General features: G+C 53.4%; 20 protein-coding genes. 11 read left to right on the top strand and 9 right to left on the bottom strand.

Going from position 1 to position 24,836, the window contains the following annotated elements; all coding sequences use genetic code 11:
- Positions 1-76: 76 nt before the first annotated feature.
- The gene (locus MCON_RS10340; RefSeq protein WP_048133191.1) at positions 77-3,520 is read right to left on the bottom strand and encodes a protein NO VEIN domain-containing protein; all 3,444 of its coding nucleotides are present in this window, start codon (positions 3,518-3,520) and stop codon (positions 77-79) included.
- A gap of 264 nt (positions 3,521-3,784) precedes the next feature.
- Here MCON_RS10340 and scpB point away from each other — a divergent pair, with 264 nt between their 5' ends.
- A complete protein-coding gene (gene scpB, locus MCON_RS10335; protein WP_013719916.1) occupies positions 3,785-4,840 on the top strand; it encodes an SMC-Scp complex subunit ScpB in 1,056 nt (351 codons plus the stop codon).
- 246 nt (positions 4,841-5,086) lie between these two features.
- On the opposite strand, the gene MCON_RS10330 is transcribed toward scpB, so the two are convergent.
- Positions 5,087-5,530: a hypothetical protein gene (locus tag MCON_RS10330; protein WP_013719915.1), complete on the bottom strand. Its 444-nt coding sequence runs from the start codon at positions 5,528-5,530 to the stop codon at positions 5,087-5,089.
- Between the two features lie 322 nt (positions 5,531-5,852).
- On the opposite strand from MCON_RS10330, the gene MCON_RS10325 reads away from it, so the two are divergent.
- The 4 genes from MCON_RS10325 to MCON_RS10310 all read left to right on the top strand — a co-directional run bounded on the left by MCON_RS10325 (position 5,853) and on the right by MCON_RS10310 (position 8,408).
- Positions 5,853-6,311, top strand: coding sequence for a TIGR00725 family protein (locus MCON_RS10325; protein ID WP_048132340.1), 459 nt, complete (start codon positions 5,853-5,855; stop codon positions 6,309-6,311).
- A 106-nt stretch (positions 6,312-6,417) separates the two neighbouring features.
- Positions 6,418-7,548, top strand: coding sequence for a hypothetical protein (locus tag MCON_RS10320; protein WP_157863782.1), 1,131 nt, complete (start codon positions 6,418-6,420; stop codon positions 7,546-7,548).
- A gap of 285 nt (positions 7,549-7,833) precedes the next feature.
- Positions 7,834-8,163 (top strand): DUF4258 domain-containing protein, encoded by a 330-nt coding sequence (locus tag MCON_RS10315; protein ID WP_013719912.1) that lies wholly within the window; start codon positions 7,834-7,836, stop codon positions 8,161-8,163.
- Positions 8,160-8,408 carry a YgiT-type zinc finger protein gene (locus MCON_RS10310; protein WP_013719911.1) on the top strand — a complete coding sequence of 83 codons (249 nt, stop codon included), beginning with the start codon at positions 8,160-8,162 and terminating at the stop codon, positions 8,406-8,408. Before MCON_RS10315 ends, MCON_RS10310 begins: the two co-directional genes overlap by 4 nt.
- A 331-nt stretch (positions 8,409-8,739) precedes the next feature.
- Here MCON_RS10310 and MCON_RS15705 read toward each other — a convergent pair whose 3' ends face one another.
- Both MCON_RS15705 and MCON_RS10305 read right to left on the bottom strand, forming a co-directional pair.
- Entirely contained in the window at positions 8,740-8,988 is a 249-nt protein-coding gene (locus MCON_RS15705) for a type II toxin-antitoxin system HicA family toxin (protein WP_083804714.1), read from the bottom strand.
- Complete coding sequence (locus tag MCON_RS10305; protein ID WP_048132338.1) at positions 8,954-9,211, bottom strand: type II toxin-antitoxin system HicB family antitoxin; 258 nt, start codon at positions 9,209-9,211, stop codon at positions 8,954-8,956. Before MCON_RS10305 ends, MCON_RS15705 begins: the two co-directional genes overlap by 35 nt.
- Before the next feature lie 240 nt (positions 9,212-9,451).
- On the opposite strand from MCON_RS10305, the gene MCON_RS10300 reads away from it, so the two are divergent.
- Together MCON_RS10300 and MCON_RS10295 are read left to right on the top strand one after the other, a co-directional pair.
- Positions 9,452-9,679: a hypothetical protein gene (locus MCON_RS10300; RefSeq protein WP_013719908.1), complete on the top strand. Its 228-nt coding sequence runs from the start codon at positions 9,452-9,454 to the stop codon at positions 9,677-9,679.
- The gene (locus MCON_RS10295; RefSeq protein WP_157863781.1) at positions 9,648-10,166 is read left to right on the top strand and encodes a PIN domain-containing protein; all 519 of its coding nucleotides are present in this window, start codon (positions 9,648-9,650) and stop codon (positions 10,164-10,166) included. The genes MCON_RS10300 and MCON_RS10295 overlap by 32 nt, the downstream gene beginning before the upstream one ends.
- Before the next feature lie 109 nt (positions 10,167-10,275).
- On the opposite strand, the gene MCON_RS10290 is transcribed toward MCON_RS10295, so the two are convergent.
- Genes MCON_RS10290 through MCON_RS10280 form a run of 3 tightly spaced genes read right to left on the bottom strand, consistent with a single transcriptional unit; the run spans position 10,276 to position 14,632 of the window.
- The gene (locus MCON_RS10290; RefSeq protein ID WP_013719906.1) at positions 10,276-10,548 is read right to left on the bottom strand and encodes a type II toxin-antitoxin system MqsA family antitoxin; all 273 of its coding nucleotides are present in this window, start codon (positions 10,546-10,548) and stop codon (positions 10,276-10,278) included.
- Positions 10,549-10,590: 42 nt separating this feature from the next.
- Positions 10,591-13,443: a leucine--tRNA ligase gene (gene leuS / locus MCON_RS10285; protein WP_013719905.1), complete on the bottom strand. Its 2,853-nt coding sequence runs from the start codon at positions 13,441-13,443 to the stop codon at positions 10,591-10,593.
- A gap of 37 nt (positions 13,444-13,480) precedes the next feature.
- On the bottom strand, positions 13,481-14,632 hold the full coding sequence (locus MCON_RS10280; protein WP_013719904.1) for an LL-diaminopimelate aminotransferase: 1,152 nt from the start codon (positions 14,630-14,632) through the stop codon (positions 13,481-13,483).
- 194 nt (positions 14,633-14,826) lie between these two features.
- On the opposite strand from MCON_RS10280, the gene MCON_RS10275 reads away from it, so the two are divergent.
- The 4 genes from MCON_RS10275 to MCON_RS10260 are packed head-to-tail and all read left to right on the top strand — an operon-like array spanning position 14,827 to position 19,875.
- Positions 14,827-17,136, top strand: coding sequence for an ATP-dependent DNA helicase (locus MCON_RS10275; protein WP_013719903.1), 2,310 nt, complete (start codon positions 14,827-14,829; stop codon positions 17,134-17,136).
- Positions 17,133-18,407: a hypothetical protein gene (locus MCON_RS10270; RefSeq protein WP_013719902.1), complete on the top strand. Its 1,275-nt coding sequence runs from the start codon at positions 17,133-17,135 to the stop codon at positions 18,405-18,407. Before MCON_RS10275 ends, MCON_RS10270 begins: the two co-directional genes overlap by 4 nt.
- 7 nt (positions 18,408-18,414) lie before the next feature.
- Positions 18,415-19,251 carry a radical SAM protein gene (locus MCON_RS15305; protein ID WP_013719901.1) on the top strand — a complete coding sequence of 279 codons (837 nt, stop codon included), beginning with the start codon at positions 18,415-18,417 and terminating at the stop codon, positions 19,249-19,251.
- Between the two features lie 12 nt (positions 19,252-19,263).
- Positions 19,264-19,875 (top strand): AAA family ATPase, encoded by a 612-nt coding sequence (locus tag MCON_RS10260; protein ID WP_048133186.1) that lies wholly within the window; start codon positions 19,264-19,266, stop codon positions 19,873-19,875.
- A 263-nt stretch (positions 19,876-20,138) separates the two neighbouring features.
- Here the strand turns inward: MCON_RS10260 and MCON_RS15700 are convergent, their stop codons facing one another.
- Together MCON_RS15700 and MCON_RS15695 are read right to left on the bottom strand one after the other, a co-directional pair.
- A complete protein-coding gene (locus MCON_RS15700) occupies positions 20,139-22,283 on the bottom strand; it encodes a transglutaminase-like domain-containing protein (RefSeq protein ID WP_013719899.1) in 2,145 nt (714 codons plus the stop codon).
- A gap of 96 nt (positions 22,284-22,379) precedes the next feature.
- Positions 22,380-24,788, bottom strand: a complete 2,409-nt coding sequence (locus MCON_RS15695; RefSeq protein WP_013719898.1) for a transglutaminase-like domain-containing protein — start codon at positions 24,786-24,788, stop codon at positions 22,380-22,382.
- Positions 24,789-24,836: the final 48 nt, after the last annotated feature.

The raw sequence follows: 24,836 nt of genomic DNA, 5'->3' as shown, positions 1-24,836 counted from the left end.
AAAGTTGATCGCCATGCGCATCGCGAAAGTGATCGTTCCACTCCATATTCTGCGTCATGACTCATGCAATTTCATTCTAACTCGCCCTGAGGATCTTCTCTGAGTCCACATGATAATGCTCTATCTTCACCAGCGGCTCCCACCCCAGCCTGCTCGGATCCTGGATAGAGTGTATCTCCGGCTTCGAAGCGCAGTTGAAGACCACATAAAGCCAGTAGTCATTTTTCAGCCTCTCCGCCGTCCTGTACTCATTGGATGTCAGGGCAATTTCCCCGACCCCTGCCCGCCCTTTGACCTCGATGAACCTGACCTCGACAGCGGTCTGGGGATCTTCTGGATGGGGTCTCCTTGATATCAAATCAAAACCACGACTATCCTGTTCCACGCTCTCCACCTTCCACCCCCGTGCCTCCTCATAAGCTATCACCGCCTGAACTGCAATCCTCTCCACTCCCTCATCCTGAACCATCTGCACCATTCCCGGCGACCTTCTATCCGGATGCGGAAGCACCCAGGCCCGGCCATGATGCTGGATATCGGAGATGGACAGATTGTGCTCCTGCTTCAGCTCTTTCCTGCGCCGCTCCAGCCTCTCATTTAAATCGTCAATCCGATCGTCAGTCGATTTTATGCTGGCTGCGATGGGCTGCGCCGTCTCACCCCTCTCCCTCTTCTCCATCAGCTCACTTAGAATCAGGTTTTGCCTGACAATCAGCTCATTGAGGCTGATCTCCATGTGGCGCTCGATGGTCTCGATCTCCTTCGTCCTCTGGGCATTTATCTCTTCCAGAAAAGGTACCAGAGCAATGTGAAAGAGGGACTGCTCTATCTGGTCGCGATCTGGCAGTCCATTTCCCTCCGGTATCTTCACTTCGCTCGTCGAGGGAATCAGATCCAGAAAGATCGTAGGCTGCCGAACGGCCAGGGTGCCGGCCATATCCGTCTGGACCACGAATATGCGTCGATGTATAACGTTGCCGCGACCATCCTTGACCGCCGCTGAGTACACATCCAACCGGGAAGGCTCTTTGCTGTAAAGGTCAAAGAAGATGGCACCCTTTCTCAGATCCTCCTCCACCTTCTGCAATGCATAGATTCTGACCGCCTCGAATAGTGGATGGCCTGGAGTCACCCATTCCGCTGTGGAATCCCTGGCCAGGAGGGTTTTATCAAAGACTATCTGCTTGTACTCCTTTCCCAGCTTGCCATACCTTCCTTCATGCGCCTCGCCTATCTGCCAGAGGCTTCGGGGAACCTTTCCACTCGATCTGTAGATATGCGGAGTTTGCTTTGTCTCTTTCAGGGCTATGCCGGCCAGGGGCGCAGCCTTCAGGAAGAAGTCCTCTATCACCTCTGGAACCAGGCGCCTCTCTTTCGCCTCCTCAGACTTGCTCAGGATCGCAGATAGGTTCAGCTCCTTCTTTGCCAGGCCCTCCAGAGTGTGCTCGGTGATCCTCCGGAAGCGGTCTATGTCCACCTCCTCGATGATGCGGCTCTTGATAGCATCTTCCGAGGTGATATTGGCATACATATCCCGCAGCATTCGCTCAAGCTGGTTTGCGGGAAGGACATCGCCCAGAACGTTGAATACCTTGCCCGTATTCTGTGGATCAAGATCCTTCTCTATCTGCTCGATTCTCTGGAAGAGCTTCTGAAGAACCCGCCCTTCACGTGTCTTTATCGAGACGAAGTTCAGGATCAAGCAATCCTTTTCCTGGCCATACCTGTGGATTCGGCCCATCCTCTGCTCCAGCCTCATCGGATTCCAGGGTATGTCATAGTTGATCATGAACCAGCAGAACTGAAGATTGATGCCCTCCCCTGCCGCCTCGGTGGCCGCCATGACCTGGCAGTCCTCCTTGAATATCCTCTCGGCATTAATTCTCGTGCCTGCAGTATCCCTGTCCCCGATCTTCATGCCGCCGTGAATCTGGGTGACGGACAGCCCCCATTCTCTCAGCTTTCCTAGCGGCCGCCCATCCTTTCCATCCCCTGCCAGGTATTCAAGAGTGTCTTTATGCTCTGTGAACAGCAGAAGCTTCATCTTAGGATCTGCAAAGACGCCCTGCTCTTTCAGAACTTCCTTAAGCCTTTGAAGCTTGGACTCTACCTCTCTCTGCTCTAAAAGCCGGGCCTGATCGATCAGCTTGTCCAGCTGGAATATTTCCTCTTTTAGAGCATCAGGATCTATAGAGGCGACAACGCTCTCCAGGTCATCGAATATTTTTTGCTGCTCTTCCTCTGGCAGCTCATCATAATCCTCAGGCACCTTCTTGAAGATCTGCATCTGACGGTAGCCCTCAGGATCTTTTAGCACCTTCTCTCTCTTGTCCCTGATCCTCTCCAGACTGCGCCTCAGGGCATAGATGCTGGAGGCGAACCTCCTTTGCAGCATGGCCATGGTAAAGCCGAGAGCTCGGCCTCGGGCGGAGTCATCCTCTGCAGCCTTAATTGACTGCTCCTGAACATACTCGGCCAGCGAATTGTACAAATCCCATTCGTCACTGTCGATTTCGAACTCAATTGTCCTGACCAGCCTTCTCGTGAAAAGGCTCTTGACCTTGCCGGTGTCAGGATCGGGGAATGTTACCATAGCCTCTTTTACCCTGCGAAGATAGAACGGTGCCTCATGCCTCCTCATCGCCTCTTCCAGGCTCTTTATATCGGCATAGACATCTTTATCCAGCAGCCGCAAGAAGAGGCTGAAATTTGCCGGATCGCCCTTATGAGGGGTCGCGGTCATGAGCAGGAAATGATCGGTTCTATCGGAAAGCGCCTCGCCTAGTTGATAAGCCATGGTCTTGTGGTCCTGGCTGTAGGCACTCATCTTATGAGCCTCGTCCACAATTACAAGATCCCAGTGACTGCGCAGAAGGCTCTCTTTGGCGTCCTCAATTATGGAAACCCAGGGCATAGAGGTGACAATCTGGTTTTTCTCTTGCCAGGGATTCGAGCCATAGTTGGCCCGTAGAATATCGCTTCTCAATACCTCGAAATGTTCTTTGAATTTGTCCTGCATCTCACGCTGCCACTGAAAGGTAAGGTTGGCAGGGGAAACGATTAGTATGCGCTTTATTAGGCCGCGAATTTTCAATTCCTTTATCAGCAGACCGGCCATGATGGTCTTGCCAGCTCCTGGGTCGTCTGCCAGTAGGAAGCGAATGCGTGGAAGCTTCAGGAAATAGTCATAGACTGCCTCCAGCTGATGAGGTAGGGGATCCACTCTGGCAATGGAGAGAGTGAAATAAGGATCATACTCATGGGCTAGGGCCAGGCGCATGGCTTCAACGCCGAGGCGGAAGTTTCCTGCATCGCCATCAAAGGGCTCATTTTCTGGAGTCGTCTCTAGAGCCGCCAGTTGCTCACTGAATAAAATAGGATCATGGAGTTTGCCAGTGTTTAGCCCCTTTCCAATCAGTTTTATGGCATCCCCCATGGGAATCACTGTGATAACCTGCACAGGTTCTGAGAATAGTGATCCTCGGAGGATCATGTTTGGCTTAATATCAATATGGTCCATGATCATCATCCCCTCACAATTTCAAACCAGAATTGACCTCAAAGATCATATTACTGGCTGAATTACGTGATTTAGTGACCGCGGATAGCAAGATATCTCTTGCGGTCAGAATCAGCTATGCTTAATATAAAAAATTAATTCTACTGCAGATATTACAGATCCAGCATTTTCAGGGATCCCTTTTCGCTTTTCCCCAGTCTAAGCAGAACGTCTCTGGCCAAAACTTAAATCCCTCGGGAAGAGATCATCTTTCAGGTCGATCTGATGACGGATTCCAGCGCTAAAGCAGTTATCGAAGCCGCTCTTTTTGCTGCAGGCAGGACGCTCAGTCCCCGAGAATTGGCGGATATCTCCGGCCTCTCCCTCCAGATGGCCGAGGAGGCTGCCCGCGACCTAGCCCAGGAGTATGCCAGTCGCAGCTCGGGAATAGAGATCAAGAGCATAGGAGATGGCTATTCCATGCAGGTCCGCTCCATGCTGGCGGGACGGGTCCTATCCTTTGCTCCAAAGGAGATCGAGGCGCCCCTGATCAGGACCCTGGCCATCATCGCCTATAAGCAGCCCATCAAGCAGAGCGAGCTGGTGCAGATCAGGGGGAACAAGAGCTATGAGCACGTGAAGGAACTGGAGAAAAGAGGCCTGATCAATGCGGTCAAGCACAGCCGGACCAAGCTTCTCACCACCACTCCCGGATTTGCCGACTACTTCGGCATCACCTCCTCCAATCCCGAGGCGGTGAGAAAGGCTCTTCTGCAGAACAAAAAGCTGGTAGGGGTCAGTCCCATGTACAGGACCCTCGCCCTGCGCCTGGGCCTGGACTATCTGGTGGTCAATCCATACAACCCAGGAGAAGAGGACCTATCCCGGCTCGAGGAGATCGACCTTCTGATAATTGCTCCCGGCTACCTGGAGAGGGTGAGAGAACACTACTGCGGAGATCTCATAGAGGCAGGTGTTCGAACCCTCTCCCAGCTTAAAGAGAGCGCAGAGCAGATAGTCCGGGCAGCAGAATCGGGCGATGTGGAGCCACTGGCGGCAGAGGTTGATCGGCTCCTGAAGAGGTTTCGCAAAAGGGCGCAGAAGGCAAGGCCGATCAAGCCTCTGACTCCCATGATCGAGGATATCGCCCGCGATCTCCGTTTGGATGTTCAGGAGGGGGGGCTGAGAGCAGCGCCCAGCTCTGCCCAGATGGAGGCCGAAATTCAGGTGCCTGTCCACCAGCCCTACGATATGGACATAGTGGAGAGGATCGTGGAGCGCTATGAGAAGATCCTTATGGATATTGATGGCGTTTCTTCTGCTGATGCCAAGCCAGATTAAGGTGACTCATGCCAGCCATTTCCTAACTCATTCACAGATCATTATGGCGATAGGCTAGAATATGGTTCTTCGCCCAATTATGGAAGTGGGATCCGGCAGAGATTATAGCCCCTCTGCGTCTCTGTGGTTTGGCTGAAAATTTTTGCTTTCTTAAGAGCTATGCAAAAAAAGTTGCTTTCAGCCCCCAAAAAGGAAGTGGGCGGGCCCAATAATGCCTTTACGGGATCAAGCTACTGGATTTTACTATCACTGCTGATTGGCAACGATCTTGACGTTATTGGTTGCCTCAGACAGCCCCAATGCTATAGCATCCCTGTTGCCAGCGCCGATCTGATCGATATTGACCTTATTGCAGCAATCCAGACAGCTGGGTGACACATTGGCATTTGTCGGGCTGTCCTCAGAGCAGCAATTGCAGTCTCCTGAATTCTGATTCTTCTTGATCAGCAGATTGTTTGTAGCAATAGGATCTATACCGGGACCAATGGCTAAAGCCCGATCGTTTCCAATTTTCAGAGTATCTATATTGACATCTGTATATTCTGGAAATACAAAGGCAGAAGCTTCCAATTCAAGTATTCCACCATACTTTCCCAGAATATCTATTGCGCCGTATCCAGCACCCCCCTGAGCAAATGAGGGAATTATAAGAACTGCCAGAACGAAAGGCAATGCAAACCTCTTTATCATTATTGTCTTACCCCCTGAATCATGAGATTCCATTCATACTAATGCCTAATTATATTTATACTTTTGGTCTGCATATATCTGTTCTGCATATAACATGTTCACAATTTTGGCGCTATCTATGAATATGCCTTCAAAGAGACTTGATACCATGTCCCTGGGCATAATCGTCTTCTACCGGATGGTTCTTTGCCACAGAGGGAAAAACGTCATCATGATCTTATAAGGCCCTCTCGAAAAGTGAGCCTGTCTGAATGGAACGGTCGAGGAATTGCTGCTGCCGGTCTAATGAGAGGGTCTGGCGGAATTATCGTCTTAGGGAGGAATCAGAATACAAATAGCAGTAGTAGGAGGTGGAGACTGCAGCCTTTGCGTCCGGGAGATGGCAGAGGAGCTTGGGAGGCTCCTGGCAGCGGAGGGGCACACCCTCATTTGCGGTGGCCTGGGTGGGGTTATGGAGGCAGCATGTAAGGGTGCAGCAGAGAGCGGGGGAACGGTGGTGGGAATTCTGCCCGGGGACAGGAAGGATGCCAATCCCTATGTGGGAATTAGCGTGGCCACAGGCATGAGCCATGCCAGGAATGCGATAATTGTGAGGAGCTCGGATGCAGTTATTGCTCTGCCCGGCGAGTATGGGACTCTATCCGAGATCGCCCTGGCCCTGAAGATGAATAAAGCCGTGATCAGCCTGGGAAGCTGGGATATTGCCGGGACGTTGAGGGCGAAGGACCCAAGAGAAGCTATTCGCCTGCTCAGCCGCCAATTGCGCCTGGGAATCGCATGAAAAGATGTTTATATGAAAAGATGGTTATATTTAGAGGATCATGGAATAGACTACATGGTAGCGATTTAGCAATGAATGAGCAGAAGCGAAGATGGGAGATGCAGAAATGAAAAATGATGTGCTTCATCCAGCATTAATATCGAATCGGGCATTAGTGGCATCAATAATATTTGTGGCAATAGCTTCATCTGCAATCTTCCTGTTATCAAGCGCAGTATCTGCAGTCAATGCCGATCCCAGGGACGATGCCTACCACTATATGAAAAATGGAATCGACGACCAGCTCTACAATGAATGGTGGTACTTCAATGGGCGGGATGGGGACACTCACTTCATGCTTACCTTCCTTTTGAGCGATCCGGACAACCTGACGGCATACCAGAGGATTCAGGTCCAGGTTATTTTGCTGCAGAATGGCCAAATTCCGATATTGGGATCTCATCAGAGCCGGGGATTTGGCGGGGATCGCAATTCTCCCATGTTCGATATCGACAAAAACGGCTTTTATTCTGATCAAGAGGGGAGGATCCATATTCGGGGAGAGGTCGAGGATGAGGCCACCAGCGAGCTTTTTCGGTGGGACCTGGTCTACGAGGCAGCCGCGGATCCCTGGTATGCTATTCCCACTCAGACAAAGACAGGCCAATCCGGTTGGATGAAGTGGCTGGTCTATATGCCATCAGCCAACGTGACCGGCAGCTTCACCATCGGCAACAGGACGGTGGATATTGACGGGACTGGCTATCATGACCACATATGGGGCAGATTTCCCCTGAATGATCCCCAGTTCACCTGGGCAGAGGCTTCCAACCCCGCTAAGAACTTCAGCCTGAGCTACAGAGAGATCTGGGAGAACAGAACAGAGGATAATCCCAAGGCATATCTGGGAATTCAGAAGGAGGGCGAGTCAATAGAGTTCTCAGGGGGGCAGGTGAAGGCGAAATACGCTGATTATTCAGAATACGCCATCGATAATGCCACTATGGTCCATCCTGCCCGATACAACATCTCAGCAGATAATGGGGATTGGAGCCTGGAACTTGCGGTTGGGGTATTTGAGAGCATTCCCACAGTGCTCGACTATCCCAGGCCGATGCCCGACCGTCTGGACCTCCAGCAACTAGCCCTCCTGCAAGGAACGCTGCGATCAAAATCAGGTGAGGAATACGTCTTTGAAGAGAGGGGCTTTTCTGGCTATTCAAGTCAGCTGGACCTTCTGAGGAACGACGGGGTGTAGGGGCAGGGAATTCCCGACTCTTTAGAGGTGGGATGAATCGTGCCCCGCCTTGATTCCGGGGAGCGGTCACCAGACTTCCTTTGATTGGCAAGCTCATTCTTGCTTTCTCTCGGCCCTGCCACCCCCGAGCCCGTGCACATGCACGCGCGCTCTTGCGGGAGTGGGTGCCAGGCATTGTGCGGGGCACTCGTTCGGGCACTTACCTATGCCGCCATAGTGAATCTAGATAAAGCGCAAAATCATTTGACATAACCTTTAATTATCATAATACGAATTTATTAATACGTGGTTGGAGGAAGCCGGGCAAAACTCGCTGACATCTTGGAAGCCATTCAGCTAGGCCATGTTAGAATAACCGATCACGCCTATGAAGAAGCCAATGCTGACGAGCTCAAGTTTGACGAGATCTACTTTTCGGCTCTGCATGGAGTTGTGATCGAAGAGTACGCAGACGATTCACCTTATCCAAGTGTTCTGATCTTCGGTCAAACCTTTGCCGGCGATCCGGTTCACAGCGTTTGGGCCTATAGCGAGTTGAACGGGTGGGCGGTCCTGATCACGGTCTACCGTCCAGATCCGAATCGATGGATCGACTGCAAAGTGAGGAAGAAATGAATAGCATACCGTTTGAAAAATGTCCTGTCTGTGGTGGGGATCTGATTGAAAAGCAGGTTGAAAAGGTACTGCGTGGGGGCGTCAATACCGCCGTATTAAAGGTCTGCGCGGAGGTCTGCCTGCGCTGTGGAGAACGGCTGTACTCTCAGGAGACTGTGAGAAAGTTTGAACAGATTAGGTCCAAGCTGGAGCGAAAAGAAACAGCGGAGTTCCAGGAGATCGGAGTCTCATATCAGGTAGCATGAGACCAAAGGATAGACCATAGGTCTCAGTAGCTGGCTAGGAATTTCGCCCGGCACTGCTCTAGGCGGGCTGGGCCGGCTGTGGCTGCCATGCGCTGCGCCCGTGCATGTGCGTGCCCTCGCAGGTGGGCGAATCGCGTCCGTGCGGGCAAGCGTTTGGGTGCTATGAAAGTGCAACGCTCTGAGGAATCCTGGTGGATTGGATGCGATTATTCCATATGCATTCAGTCTCAATGCGACAGGCACGGACTTAAGGAATGAATCAAGGCGCTTCCTCACTAGCCGGAGCCTGCCATAGCCACACCATTGAACGTGCTGAGAAGCGCCCAGCTATCTAGTCGGTATCAAACCATTCCTCTCTGCTTATTCCAGCTCTCTTCAAGATCTTTTGCAGGAGAGCAGTACTGATATCGCTTCCATGAGGATTCGGAATACGTACCTCTAAAAGGCCCCTTGACATATACTCGTGACCAGCACCAGGAAAAGGACCCACGAATCCCAATTTGCCCAACCGCCGGATGAGCTCTCTTCTTGGGACCGGCAAAAGCTTATTCGACAATGGACACCGGCTCCGCTGATGCATTGATCGAATGCCCGCCGATGGCGGGAATTGGATGACCAAATCTCAGCTTCAATGCAATCCAGCCCTCGATGACTTCTTGCAGCTCCCTGCGGCAGTCTTCCAGGGTTTTGCCGGTTGCCCATACGCCCTCCAGCTCGGGCACCTCGCCATAAAAGGGCTCAGGGTCATCGATGATCTCGTAGGTGGCCTGATCCATTGCTGCCTGGATGTACTCTGCGAACATCGCAATAATATCCACGGCAATCAGATAAAGCCTTTCGCATCTTTGCACTTGCTCATTTACCTGCCGCCCACGAGCCCGTGCACGTGCACGCAGGCTCTTGCGGGAGGGCGCCTGGCGTTGGCGAGGGGCAGTGTCCACTCGCTGGATTCTGGAGATAGGAATCGCATTCCTTTCTGGCACTTTTTGGGGGAAAATTTAAGAGGGAGCTAAATATAATGTAGATAGGTTTCAGGTGATCATATGGATGCTAAAGGTGCCGCGATGGCGGCCAAGAAGTATTTCCAGGATACTAAGTCGATAATAAAATTTATCTTTGAAACCATTTCTGTGAAGAGGGATGGAGATAACTGGGAAGTAATTTGTTTGGTCCAGGATCTATTCGAGGATGCAGGCAAGGAGTTCAAGGTTATCGTCGACAGCGAGGGAGCAATCCTTGATGTTGAAAGGCTCAGTCAAATTCCCTGCTAGAGTAGTTCTCGATACTGGGCCGTTTCTGTTATTTCTCGCCGGAAATCATGATCCTGAAATGATTCCAGGAATTAAGAGATTAAAATATGATGGTGGTCCCTGCAATGAGGTGCATTACGATATCTTAATGCAGTATTTGAATCACACAAAGGAGCGAATAATAACTCCAGGAATTCTCTCAGAGGCCTGGAACCTTATAGATAATGATATTAGCAATAAAAAAGATAAAAAGGAATTATTTGATTCAAATATTAGATACCTTGAACAAATTAATGAAATTTATGTAACCAAGAATGAAATAATATCAGATGAATATCTTGGCTCGAATGCCTGGAAATTCGGCTTCGCGGACTCATCTATAATTTTATGTGCAAGAAATAATAGCGCCTGCGTATTAACACAGGACTACCCATTATTCAATATTTGCAGGAATCTAGGAATAGAAGCAACTCATCTGAGTTCGATTCTCAGCCTGGCGGATTTGTGAAGCGAGGAGAGGCATCACACGATTGATCGCTGGTTTTCCCGGCCCTTACGCCTCTTTCTGCTGCGCCTATATCGGAACCTTCCTGAGAGAATCTTTAGGCAGAAGACGCTCATGCAATCGAGTCTGCGCGCTGGGGCTTGAATACGACCTCCTTCGCCGCCAGGGGCCGGGCTCGCAGCCGTCCAGCTAAGAATTCCTTCCTGATCCGGTCGATTTCTCTTGATACTTCCAGAGTGTATTCGATCTCGCCGCAAGTATCGCAGATAAGGACCGTGACATCCTTGATGACAATGATCTCATCCTCAATCCTGGCCATGAAATCATGCCTGCCCTCACGCATCTTGCCTATTTTGCAGCAGCAATCGTGGGCAACAGAGCTCATTTGCATCTCCTCTTTCCCATAAAGAAAAAGGGCAGACGAGATTCACTCAATATATATCGCCGGCCTCCCCGGCTCCGCTTGACGGCTCTTGCCCTTGGGATCTGCTCCCGGCTCCTCGGCCGAGTAGACCTCCACCAGCACTCCAAAGGCACCGGCCAGATACTCCTTCTCTCTTGTCAGGGTCTCGTACTCGTCAAGGCCCAGCGCTTCCGCAGAGAGCGAATGCGCCGCCTTGGCCAGCTTTTGGGCATACTTGGGAGCATCTTTCTTGTGCTCGGCTATCGCCGGATTGGCCATTGCCTCCTTCATCAACGCACCCATGTCCAGCTTTCCTCCCGCTGCAGCGGCCACGGCAAGGCGCAGCATCTCCTTCTTCCACCGGGGAGTGGTGTAAAGGGTGATCTTGGCGGGCTTGGTCCCTGTGACATTGACGATCTCCTGCACATCGTTCAGCGTCCTCTCCAGGAGATCTTCTGCCTTCTCCGCCTTCAGGTCGATCAGAGACTCATCCGCCACCGGCCACTCCGCCAAAGAGGCATATCCCTCTCCCAGTCCCGAGGCCCAGAGCTCCTCGCAGATATGAGGGATGAAGGGCGACATCATCCTCACCCAGGCCGACAGCACTGCACGGAGCTGGTTTTTCCCTCCCCGGCGCTGATACCAGCGCAGGTCTCCCATCAGGAGGTAAAACGCACTCTGCAGAGCCCTGCGGGTCTGAATCTCCTCCATGGCCTCCGTGGCCTGGACAATCCGCCTCTGCAGCCGGGAGAGCATCCAGCGGTCGATGAGCGTCTTTTCCGCACTCTCGTCTATGCTCCCATCGGCCATTATCTCCCGCGCCAGATTGTAGAACCGGTCCAGATGAGCATGGGTGGCCTCAACCCCATCATTTCTCCAGTCCACATCCGCCGTCCCCTCGGCATTGCCCAGAATGTAGAGCCTTGTCACATCCGCCCCGTTCTCCGCCACCGCCTGGCGTAGAGTCAGGAGCGGCCCCTTGGACTTGGACATCTTCTGCCCCTCCAGGGAGACAAAACCGTTTACGGCTATCGCCTTCGGCCAGAGCTGCTCCGGGAATATGGCCACATGATGGTAGAGGAAAAAGAGCAGATGGTTGGCCACCAGGTCCTTGCCCGATGTGCGCAGATCTACGGGATACCAGTAGGCGAAGTCGTCGTGAATCTGCTGCACCGTCTGCTCAGGGAGGCCGGTCAGGTTCGCTACAGCTGCGGCATCGCCGTTGTCCATGAAGATGTACTCGAAAAACTCCGGGGGCAAGCTGTCGATCTTCATCCCGGCATTCACATACTTGGCCAGGATATAGTAGGCCATGTAAATGGTCGAGTCTCCCAGGGACTCAATCAGCCACTCCTTATCCCAGGGGAGGTGAGTTCCCAGACCCTTCCGCCTGGCGCAGGCCTTGTCCTTCAGCCAGTCGATCTTGTTCTCGAACTCCACCCGGAACTCCGGTGGTATTATGTTCATCCTGGACAGGCACCATAAAACCCTGCCCTTCCACTCGGGATTGGAGTACTCCAGGAACCACTGGTCCCGCACCATCATGATAACGCACCTGGTGCCGCAGCGACAGATCACCGGGGTCTCGGAGAACTCATAGAAGATCTCGGCTATCCCTCGATCGATCAGATCCCTGAGCAGCAGGTCCTTGATCTTGCTCACCGCCACGCCCGCGTAGCGGCCGGTGTTGGGCTTGAGAACTCCGTTATGAAACTCGCGGCGGTAGACCATTTTGGTCGCTTCCTCCGCTTTGGGGTCATTCTGATCCCGGACCCCGAGCTCTTTCACTGCTTCCACTGCCGGGAACTCCCCGTAGCCAGGCGACTCTATCAGGGATATGAACTCGATTGCTCTCAGGTCCTCTTTGATGCCATACTGGCTCAGGTCTTCCTCGTACAGATCCTTCAGTGCCAGATAATCGTAAGGGGCATGGGCTGGAACGGACATCACAATCCCTGAGCCATTGTCTGGATCCACGAACCCTGCGGGCAGAACGAGCACCTCCGCCCCGGTGAGCGGATTGGTCACCCTCTTGCCGATAAGCTCAATTCCGGGTATCTCCGCTCCCCAGGCCACAGCTCGGTCGGTATAGGTCAGCTTCTCATAGGCCTCTTTCGAGACGATCCAGTTCTCGTCGTTGATCCTCGCCATGACATAAGTGACACTTGGGTTCAGCCAGAGGTTGGTCACGCCGAAGACGGTCTCCGGCCTCAGGGTGGCACAGGGCATAATCGCATCCCCCATCCTGAACTTGATCAGGGCGAAGTCCATAATGGTGGCATCCTCGCCCTTGAGGATGTCATGGTCCTCCACCGGATTCTTGTCGTGCGGACACCAGCGCACCGGGTGGCTGCCCTTGACCACATAATCGAGATTTCGCAGTATGCCGAACTGCCATTCGATGAACTTGCTGTAAGCGGGATCAGTGGTGGTGAACTCTCGCCTCCAGTCTATGGAGTAGCCGATGGACTGCATTGCTGCTTTGGCCTGGCGTCGGAAATAGAGCACTATCTTCTCCGGCGTATTCAGGCTGGCCAGCTCCTCCTCAGGAATGCCATGCAGCCGGGTGTAGACTCCCCAGATGAGAGGATCTTTGTTGGCTATGAGCTCGGACAGGCCCACGATGGGCGTTCCTGTGGCATGAAACCCCATAGGGAAGAGGACATTGTAGCCCCTCATCCTCTTGTAGCGGGCATATGCATCTCCTATGGTGAATGTGCGGGTGTGACCGGCATGCAGATTACCATTCAAATAAGGATAGGGTATGGTCAAGAGAAACTTCTGGCGCTCATCAGGCTCCGGCTCAAAGATCGCATTCTCCTCCCAGATCCTCTGCCACTTGGCCTCGACTTCTTTTGCGGAATAACTTTCAAGCAATATGGTTCCCTCCAGACTTTCTGTGGCTCGAATCCACCTAATCCTTCATCTTCTCCAGGCGCCTTGCTGCCTCTTCTACCCTCTTCGTCTCTCTGGTGATGGAAAAGCGCATGTAGCCCTCGCCGTACTTTCCAAATCCGAGACCAGGCGTGGCCACTATCCCTGTCCTCTCCAGCAGCTTTGCAGCATAATCGATGGAGCTTCCTTTTACCCAGGCCCAGAGGTATAGCGTCGCCCTGGGCTTCTCCAGTACTAGATCGATATCCTTGAGGGCCTTGTACAGGATCTCTATCCGCTGCTGGTAGACCTTGCGGATCTCATCCACCACTTCTTTTGGGCTGCTCAAGGCCACGATTCCTGCATCCTGCACTGCGCCAAAGGTTCCCGAATCGATGTTGCTCTTGACCTTGCCTATCCCGGCCAGGACATCGGCATTGCCCACGACCGATCCTATCCTCCAGCCGGTCATGTTGTAGGTCTTGGAGAGGGAATGAAACTCCACGGCAACCTCCTTTGCCCCATCTATCTCCAGAATGCTCAGGGATCTATTGCCATCGTAGTAGATCTCGGAGTAGGGATTGTCGTGCATTATTATGATATTATGATCCCGAGCGTAGTCGACCAATTCTCCGAAGAACTTCTCGCTAGCCGTAGCACCGATGGGGTTGTTTGGATAGTTGAGAAACATGATCTTCGCCCGTCGGGCGACATCTGCCGGGATGGCATCGAGGTCCGGCAAAAAGCCGTTCTCCCTCAAAAGCGGCATTATGGCGGGCTCTCCGCCGGCGAAGGCCGTGGCCGTTGCATAAACCGGGTAAGCAGGATCAGGGACAAGCGCCACGTCTCCCGGATTGATGAAGGCCAGCGGTGCATGAGCGATACCCTCCTTGGAGCCGATCAGAGTGAGCACCTCGTTCTTTGGATCCAGATCAATATCAAAGGTCTTTTTATACCAGTCTGCCACTGCATTCCGGAAGGCGAGTTTTCCCTCATAAGATGGGTACTGATGGTTCGATGAGTCATTCGCCGCCTGCTTTAAGGCCTGAACAATGTGATCGGGCGTCGGAAGATCCGGATCGCCAACGCTCAGATCGATTACGTCCACGCCTTTTGCCCTTGCCTCCTGTTTCGCCTTATCGATGCCGGCAAAAAGGTACGGCGGGAGATTCTTTATCCGATCGGCATACATTAGGTTCTCTCCATGGAAGATGCATTTATATGATGACGGTAATTCTTTTTTCGTTCCTGTCCAGGTTATTATCCCGCAGGTACTACTTTCACGTAGTATTTAAGATTAGAGGAGCCCGGGCAGATCCTTGAAGGTCATATAGAAGATCGGTCGAGATAGGACGTCTTGAAGTTATCGAGCCGAAAGGGAGATTGATGCTGGAGATTAGGGATTTGAGCCGCTGGCTGCCCCAGGAGGCCATCGAGCTTTACGAAGGGCAGGGGTATAACGAGCTTTATCCGCCACAGGCACAAGCCGTGGAACGAGGCCTTCTGGAAGGCAAAAACATGCTTCTTGCCCTGGCTACCGCTTCGGGCAAGACCTTCCTGGCGGAGCTGGCCATGCTCAAAGCCGCTTTGCAGTCGAAGCGATCCCTTTACATCGTCCCTCTGCGCGCCCTGGCAGCAGAGAAGTTCGATTCTTTTCAAAGATTCAAAGATCTGGGCGTGAGCGTAGGCATAAGCACAGGCGACTTCGATAAGAAGGACGAACGCCTGGGCAGAAATCAGATCATCATCGCCACCTCAGAGAAGGCGGACTCATTGATGAGAAACGGCGCCTCCTGGATTCGAGACCTGGCCGTTCTGGTGATCGATGAGATCCACCTCTTAAACGACGTTGGCCGGGGTCCTACCCTGGAGATGACCATCACCAAGCTGCGTCGCTCTAACTCTGGATTGCAGATCATCGGCCTTTCGGCGACGGTGGCCAACTCCCGAGAACTGGCAGACTGGCTGGATGCAGAGCTGGTGAGCAGCGATTGGAGGCCCATAGCTCTGAAGGAGGGGGTCATCTGCAAGGGCAGGCTGGTCTTCTCGGACGAAGAGAGGGCTCTTGAGGCGAAGAAGGATGAGAAGAAGGACGAGTCTATCGCCCTGGTCAGAGACACCCTCTCTCAGGACGCCCAGATTCTGATATTCGAGAACTCCCGCAAGAATGCCGAGGCTGCAGCCATCAAGCTCAGCAACCTGATTCCTCCAGATCCAAAGGCCGAGACCCTGTCGGAAAGCATCCTGGCCACAGGAGAGAGCGAGACCTGCCATCGCCTGGCCTCATGTGTCTCCAGAGGCATTGCATTTCATCATGCAGGCCTCCTGCCCGATCAGCGCAGGCTGGTTGAGCAGGGTTTCCGGGAGAACAGGATCAAGGTCATCGCCAGCACTCCGACCCTGGCTGCCGGCCTGAACCTGCCCGCACGCAGGGTGCTGATCAAGAGCTACCGGAGGTATGAGTACGGCTCGGGAATGGTCCCCATACCGGTGATCGAGTACCGCCAGATGGCGGGCAGGGCGGGAAGGCCGGGGCTGGATCCTTATGGCGAATCCTTCCTCATGGCCAAGGACGACTCGGAGATGCGTAATCTGAAGGAGCACTATATCGACGGCTCGCCTGAGGAGATCTGGTCGAAACTGGCCAGCGAGAGCGCTCTGCGCACTCATATCCTCTCCACCATCACCGCCGGTTTTGCCCGGACGGAGGGCGAGCTGAAGGAGTTCATTGCCACCACATTTTATGCTTATCAGCAGGATCCCTGGCACCTGGATGCTGCTTTGGAGAAGGTTCTCGCCTTCCTCTCAGATAACGGAATGATCGTGGACAGTCCGGAGGGCGACCTTACGCCAACAAAGCTGGGCTCTCTGGTCTCCAAGCTGTATATCGACCCCTTGAGCGCGGTCATCATGTTGGAGAACCTGGCAGAGAAGGGGGGGCGGGAGGAGAAAAACGGCAAAGAAGCTACAGTGAGAAAGCCCACCGACCTCTCCCTCATCCATCTCATAACCATGACTCCGGATATGGCATTGCTTTACATCCAGTCGGCAGACGGCTGGGTGGAGGAGTTCATCGATCTCAATCAGAGCGAGCTGTTCAATGAGGAGAATTATGATTATCTCCTCCGCGAGGCCAAGACCTCCTCTATGCTGTTCGACTGGATCGGTGAGGTTAAAGAGGAGCTTATAAGCGACCGGTATCGCATCGGACCAGGTGACATCCGCCGGTCTGCGGAGACCGCAGAGTGGCTGATGCACTCTTTAGCAGAGCTGTCCAAGCACCTTGATCTGGGAATCACCTACAGGGCGGAGCAGCTATCGGTTCGCCTCCATTATGGCGCCGGCCAGGATCTCTTATCCTTGCTGGATCTGAAGGGAGTGGGACGGGTGAGGGCAAGAAAGCTCCATCAGTCCGGCATAACCAACCGGGAGAAGCTTAAGAGCACAGATCCGGTGGAGATCGCCAGGCTTCTTGGACCGAAGATCGCAGAGAAGGTCCTCCTTCAGCTGGCTCGTGAGGAGAGGATGGACGGGATGAGATCAGATGAAGCCATTGAAGGATATGGAAAAGACGGAGAGGAAGAGGTGAACGGGATTACGAAAAATCAAGCAGCAAGCGAAGCGCAGCCTCCAGGAGAACGGCCGCCTGCAAACAAGACAAAAGCAAGAAGGTCAAAGCAGGGGAGACTGCCTTGAATTGGCTGAGGAAGATCTTCTCGGGATCGGGATCGGAGGCGGGGGAGAGCCTGAGGCTGGAGGATGTAATCTCCTGGCTGGAGGATAAGGAGACCTCCGCTGGATGGGAGAAGAGCCTCTCCGAGATATATCGCCATCTTGAGGATCAAGCAAAAGAGCTTTCTCTAGACGTCTCCAGACTGGCCTCGGCCGAGCCGGACCCTTCCACTCCTCCAAAGCTCCTCAGGGCAGGGCTCGCCGCCCGGGGTGAGGTGGTCAAGCAGATGGAATCGCTGGAAGAGAAGATAGATCCTCCCAGGAAAATGGATCTTCAGTCCGCCAGCGAGCACCACTGGGCTTTGGTCAAGGGCCTGGAGAGAACGGTGACCACCTTTGGAAGGGCGCAGCGCTATGTAGCTGCCATCTTTCCCAAGAGCCTGGAGAGCATAAACTCCGATCTGGGCCAGATCAGCCGCACTTTGGTCGAGCTGGAAGAGATGATCGACAAGAGAAGGAAGCTGTCTGAGGAGATCTGGTACTCAAAGGAGCTGGCAGAAGAGCTTGGAAAGGGCCTCGTGGCCATAGACTCCTTGAAGAAGAAGGTGGCCGGAGAGGAGGCGCTCATTGGCAGCACTGCTGCTCGGCTGAGGGATCATGAGGAGAGAATAAGGAATCTGGCGGCAAGCGAGCTGGGCAGAAGGACCGAAGAGCTGAAAAAGAGCCTGGAGGAGAAAAAAAGGGAGAAGATCCAGACAGAAGAGGAGCTGAGATCCCTTATCTCTCCCCTGACCAAGGCCCTGGGCAGGATCACCAAGCAAAGCTCGAGCGACAGGATCAGCCTCGAGCATGGCGAGGTTTTCCTGCAGCTGATGAACAATCCCGCTCAGGTCTCGGATAATGAAATTGCCGGATCCCTGGAGGAGTTGCGCGCTCATCTGGCCACCCTGGGATTGAAGGATCGAAAGAAGGAGAAGGTCTTGGATCATATCGATCAGCTGATCGGGAAGAGGTCGCTGGAATTGGCCCGGTCCCGCCATTTCAGCCTGGCAGAGGAGATCAAATCCCTGGAGGGTCAGTTGAAGGAGAGCAGCAAAGAGGCGCTTCAACTGAAAGACACCATCTCTCAGGATAAGAAAGCCCTGATAAAACTCGAGGCTGCACTGGAGCAGAGCCGCAAGGACCTTTTGATTCTGGAGGAGAGGATGGGGTCAAAGCAGTCAGAGCTTCTGGAGAGGCTGACCAGGATCGCCGGCAAAGAGATGAGTCTCATTCTGCCAGAAAAAAGCGGGTGATGAGCTGTTGGTCAACTTTGGGGGCATAGTCCCTCTATCAACAGTGGACTGGCTGGGAAAGGCGGCGTTGGTCGTATTCCTGCGCGGCTGTCCCCTTCGCTGCCCCCACTGCCACAATCATGCCCTTCAGACCGGCGAGAGCGACATCGAATTTCATGCTCTGGCATCGCGGATAGTCTGCCGGACCAAAGGCCTGCATACTCCGGCTATAAAATTGAGGGCTAATCTCCACCAGATCAGCCTGGAGGATGCATCTATTAGAGCATCGTCCCGGCCATTCGTCGAAGCCTTCGTCCTCTCGGGAGGCGAGCCCCTGCAGCAGCTAAAGGCCTGTCATAGGCTGTTTGGCCTGGCCAGGAGCCTTGAGCTGGCCAGCGGGCTTGAGACATCGGGATTCTACCCCGACAGGCTGAAGACGCTGCTTGAGGGGGGCATTGTGGATAAGGTATTCATAGACTTGAAGACGGTGCTTAATGAGCCCGCTTACCAGATGGCCACGGGCATAGGGGGTGTAGCCGCCCGGGTTCGGGAGAGCCTGGAGATCTGCCATGAATTTGGCGTAGCATTCGACGCCAGGTGCACGGTCTTTCCTGAACTGCCCTCCTGCAGTCAGGTGAAGGAGATCGCCAGGATTCTGGAAAAGCTTGGTGGAGAGTACCCTGATAGCCATCTGGAGCACTTTGTTCTCCAGCAGGGTCATCCCAGAGAGGGCGAGTCCTGGTTTGAGCCGGTATCCCTGGAGGCGATGCAGGAGATGGCCCGGGCCGCAGGCCAGCTAATTCCAGTCGCTGTGCGAGCACCGGCTGTGATCAAATGGGCGGGCCAGATCAGCAAGAGCACTTGAGTGGTGGAGATAATGAAGATCATCGGTTTTGTGGGCTTGCCGGGCTCGGGAAAGGGCGAGGCCTCGAAGATCGCCCGAGAGCTGGGTTTGAGCGTGGTGGTCATGGGAGATGTCATCCGCCAGGAGGCTGCCCGGCTGGGCCTGGAGCCGACTGACCAGAACCTGGGCCGGATAGGCAATGCCCTGCGGGAGAAGGATGGCCCGGAGGCCATAGCCAGAAAGACGCTAAAGATGGCTCGAAAGACGGGAAGAGACCTGGTTGTGGTAGACGGTCTGCGCTCCGGAGCGGAGGCGGAGTTCTTTCGATCCCAGGCAGATGAGTTCTACTTAATTGAGGTCCAGGCAGCAGCAGAGGCCCGGCTGGGGCGGCTGGAGAAGAGGGGGCGGCCGGACGATCCCAAGGAATGGGGTGAGGTTAGGGGCAACGCAGAGGCTGAGGGCCAGGCAAAGAGCAGATCAGCTTCCGCTCTGGAGGAGAGGGAGTGCCGGGAGAAGGGCTGGGGATTAGCCCAGGCCATGGAGAGGGCGGATTACCGGATAGACAACTCGGGAAGCCTGGAGGATCTGCGCCGGAAAGTGGTGCAGCTGCTGGGGGATATTGAAAAGGGCACTGGGGAAATATAGAAGAGAATTTATGGATGCTATCCTTTTATGCAGAGGATCTGCTGCTAAAAAAAATGGCGAAGAAGCTAGCAGAGCACGCGATACCAGGACAGCCTTTTTCGATCACTGCCGGATCATCTGCCTCCACTTCTGGCCCAATATCCGCTTCATGTCATGCGCCTTCTTCTCGGTTGCGCCTGCGGGAGCATCGTGGCCCCGGTGATTGAAAATTTAAGATTTCCGGACATTTACCGTCACAAGCAGCCTCGTAGATGATACTGGCATCATACATTGCCTTCCGCATCGGTCTTGATAAGCCACAGATCTCCAATGCCTGCCCCGAAGGAGTATGTAGAGCCCGTAATGATATACCCGCCATCGAGGGTCTGCTGGACTGACTTGCCATCATCATATTCTGCTCCGCCAAACGTTCTATCCCAGATCTTGTTGCCCTCGTCATCGGTCTTGATCAACCATAGATCGCTATTACCTGTCCCGAAAGACCCTGTATAGCCGGTAATTATATACTCGCCATCGAGAGTCTGCTGGACTGAATAGCCCTTATCAGATTCTTCTCCGCCAAACGTCCTCTCCCATAGCCTGTTTCCCTGGTCATCGGTCTTGATCAGCCACAGATCGGAACTGCCTGCCCCGAAGGAGTATGTAGAGCCCGTAATGATATACCCGCCATCGTGGGCCTGCTGGACTGACTCGCCCACATCATCTTCTTCTCCGCCAAATGTCCTATCCCATAGCCTGTTGCCCTGGTTATCGGTCTTGATCAGCCATAGATCTCTGCTGCCTGCCCCGAAGGAGTATGTAGAGCCCGTAATGATATACCCGCCATCGAGGGTCTGCTGGACTGACGTGCCCCAATCATGTTCTTCTCCGCCAAATGTCCTATCCCATAGCCTGTTTCCCTGGTCATCGGTCTTGATCAGCCACAGATCTCTGCTGCCTGCCCCGAAGGAGTATGTAGAGCCCGTAATGATATACCCGCCATCGAGAGTCTGCTGGACTGACATGCCCCAATCATATTCTGCTCCGCCAAACGTCCTCTCCCATAGCCTGTTTCCCTGGTCATCGGTCTTGATCAGCCACAGATCGGAACTGCCTGCCCCGAAGGAGTATGTAGAGCCCGTAATGATATACCCGCCATCGAGAGTCTGCTGGACTGAATAGCTATAATGATAATTTGCTCCGCCAAACGTCCTCTCCCATAGCCCGTTTCCCTGGTCATCGGTCTTTATCAGCCAAAGATCATACTTGCCTGCCCTGAAGGACCCTGTGTAGCCAGTAATGATATACCCGCCATCGAGGGTCTGCTGGACTGACCAGCCTATATTATTTTCTTCCCTGCAAAATGTCTTGGACCAGGACTGGACTTCTATGCCTGAGGTGCTGGTTGTCTGTTGCCCTACGCGCGATTGATTGATACTAACTGCTTCTTGAATTGATTTAGTGACCGTTTGGCCAATGGTTTTGTTGCCAGCCTCCTGCCGCTCAGACGTGCCTTGTTCAGCTTCATCTTCTGGTGCCTCCGGCAGCCTTAGCGGGGTCCTGCTAAAGGCATCTCTTATGCACAGCACTATGTGCTTGTCTCCTTGATAGAACGGCCCTCCGGGGTGAGCAGACCCCTTCTCGTCCGGCCCCCAGTCCAGGTTCAGCCATACGTCTTTAGTGTCAGTATCGATATGGGTATAGATCTTATCCGCATCAAGCTTCTCTTTCAGCCAACCGACGATCGCCTCCACCTGGCCGCCGCTATCACTATTATTGATCCTCCCCAGATAGACCTCAGCATAAGCATGCCCCCCGGTGCTGTTGTTTCTTGCGAGTATGATCCTTGTCGTTCCGCCGATTGACTCCACCAGTGCAGACATGAGTATGGCAAAATCATCGCAATCGCCACCGCCCACACAGTTCGCTCTCTCGCCATTCCTGAGAGTCTGGTTGGCGAACATGAAATCGTCTATGCCCCTGGGGTCAGATACGTATCCCCACCCTTTCTTAGATTCATCACCATTCTTCAGGTAGTCATAGATGGATACTATCTGATCGATGGTCTTCTCGCCGGGATACTTGAGCGCCAGGACCACCGCCTCATCTCGTACCCGCGGGTTGTCAGGCTCTACCCTGGCATCCAGGGTCCTCTTGAGCTCTCCGATGTTCTTCTCCTGTGTCCCTGAACCACTGCCTCCGCCTGTAATCGGGATCTCCAGGGACTCGTTATCAGACGGTGAAGAGACGATGGGCACTCCAGCCAGATCGGGAGATGTGGTATGGTCCTGCTCGATTTGGGCGGAAGTATAGCCAGCTACGTCCGAAGTGCTCTGGTCAAAGACGAAGGGCACATCTGCTGCTGACCCTGATCCAACGAGAAGTACCATGCACAGCCAGATTGCTCCGTGAGCCATAATGATCTGCATTTGCTTGTCCGCTATTAATTATCTAATTCATGCGAAATATATGTGGCTTTCTCCTCTTGGCATCGCATAGTCCATTCAGCTTCGCGGATACAGGCATCATACATTGCCCTGTTCATCGGTCTTGATCAGCCACAGATCTCCTTCGCCTTCCCCGAAGGAGGATGTTTCGCCCGTAATGATATAGCCACCATCGTGGGTCTGCTGGACTGACTTGCCCTCATCATCTTCCGCACCGCCAAATGTTCTATCCCATAGCTTGCTGCCCTGTTCATCGGTCTTTATCAGCCACAGATCTCTTTCGCCTTCCCCGAAGGAGGATGTTTCGCCCGTAATGATATAGCCACCATCGTGGGTCTGCTGGACTGACTTGCCCTCATCATCTTCCGCACCGCCAAATGTCCTACCCCAGATCTTGTTTCCCTGGTCATCGGTCTTTATCAGCCACAGATCTCTTTCGCCTTCTCCGAAGGAGGATGTTTCGCCCGTAATGATATAGCCACCATCGAGGGTCTGCTGGACTGAATAGCCCCAATCACTTTCTAATCCGCCAAACGTCTTATCCCACAGATCATTGCCCTCCGCATCTGCTTTGATCAGCCATAAATCATTGCTGCCTTCCCCGAAGGACTCTGTAGAGCCCGTAATGATATACCCGCCATCAAGAGTCTGATGGACTGACTCGCCCTCATCATAATGTGCTCCGCCAAACGTCCTCTCCCATAGCTTGTTTCCCTGGTCGTCGGTCTTTATCAGCCACAGATCCATATCTCCTGCCCCGAAGGAGGATGTACCGCCAGTAATGATATACCCACCATCGAATGTCTGCTGGACTGAACTGACCTCATCATAATGTGCTCCGCCAAACGTCCTCTCCCATAGCTTGTTTCCCTGGTCATCGGTCTTTATCAGCCACAGATCTCTGCTGCCTTCCCCGAAGGAGTCTGTAGAGCCCGTAATTATATATCCGCCATCGAGGGTCTGATGGACTGACTCGCCCACGTCAAATTCTTCACCGCCAAACGTCCTCTCCCATAGCTTGTTTCCCCGGTCACCGGTCTTGATCAGCCATAAATCGCTGAAGCCTGCTCCGATGGAGAATGTTCTGCCCGTAATGATATACCCGCCATCGAGGGTCTGCTGGACTGACGTGCCATCATCAAATTCTTCTCCGCCATATGTCTTGGACCAGGTTTTTGCTTCAGATACGATGCGATCATCCACATCCGCAGTCACATCCATCGCTACTGAACTCTCTTCAGGTATGGCTCTGTTATCCTCGATCCGATCTTGCTTCACAGGCTGCGTCTGCTCGACCTCAGCTATCTCGAAGCTGGCGACCTTTCTGCTGTCGAAACCTTCTGCTCCTGCGTGCTTTCCATCTCTTATTCGAACCTCGATCTGGTTCTCGCCAGAATCATAATCCTCTGCCGTCCAGGTCCACATATCTTCGTTGATCCATTTGGTTGCAGGCTCATCGTTCAGGTAAAAGCGGTACAGCATTTGATCTTCTTCTGGATCCCTGGCCTCTGCGGTCCAGGTGATGGCAGCACCCGCCTCCTGAGGGCTAGACTTGTCTGCAGTCAGGCTGATCAGCTTTGGTGGTTTATTGGATTTCTCAGGCAGCCTCATGGGAGTCTTCAACACTTTGTCCCTGACACAGAGCACTATGTGCTTGTCTCCCTGGTAGAACGGCCCTCCGGGGTGAGCGGACCCCTTCTCGTCCGGCCCCCAGTCCAGGTTCAGCCATACGTCTTTAGTGTCAGTATCGATATGGGTATAGATCTTATCCGCATCAAGCTTCTCTTTCAGCCAATCAATGATTGCCTCCACCTGATCGCCGCTATCACTATTATTGATCCTCCCCAGATAGACCTCGGTATAAGCATGCCCCCCGGTGCTGTTGTTTCGTGCGAGTATGATCCTTGTCGTTCCGCCGATGGACTCCACCAATGCGGACATGAGTATGGCAAAATCATCGCAATCGCCACCGCCCACACAGTTCGCTCTCTCGCCATTCCTGAGAGTCTGGTTGGCGAACATGAAATCGTCTATGCCCCTGGGATCGGATACGTATCCCCACCCTTTCTTAGATTCATCACCATTCTTCAGGTAGTCATAGATGGAGACTATCTGATCGATGGTCTTCTCGCCGGGATACTTGAGCGCCAGGACCACCGCCTCATCTCGTACCCGCGGGTTATCAGGCTCTACCCTGGCATCCAGGGTCCTCTTGAGCTCTCCGATGTTCTTCTCCTGCGTCCCTGAACCACTGCCTCCGCCTGTGATTGGGATCTCCAGGGACTCGTTATCCGAAGGCGAAGAGACGATGGGCACTCCGGCCAGATCGGGAGAGGTGGTATGGTCCTGCTCGATTTGGGCGGAAGTATAGCCAGCTACGTCCGAAGTGCTCTGGTCAAAGACGAAGGGCACATCTGCCGCTGAACCTAATCCAACGAGAAGTACCATGCACAGCCAGATTGCTCCGTGAGCCATAGTGATCTGCATTTCATTATCCGCTATTAATTATCTAATTCATGCTAAATAATGTGGCTT

Origin of the sequence: Methanothrix soehngenii GP6 (assembly GCF_000204415.1) — an archaeon.
Lineage (GTDB): Archaea > Halobacteriota > Methanosarcinia > Methanotrichales > Methanotrichaceae > Methanothrix > Methanothrix soehngenii.
Note: the sequence above shows the minus strand (reverse complement) of the source record. Positions and strands in the feature narration are given on the sequence as shown.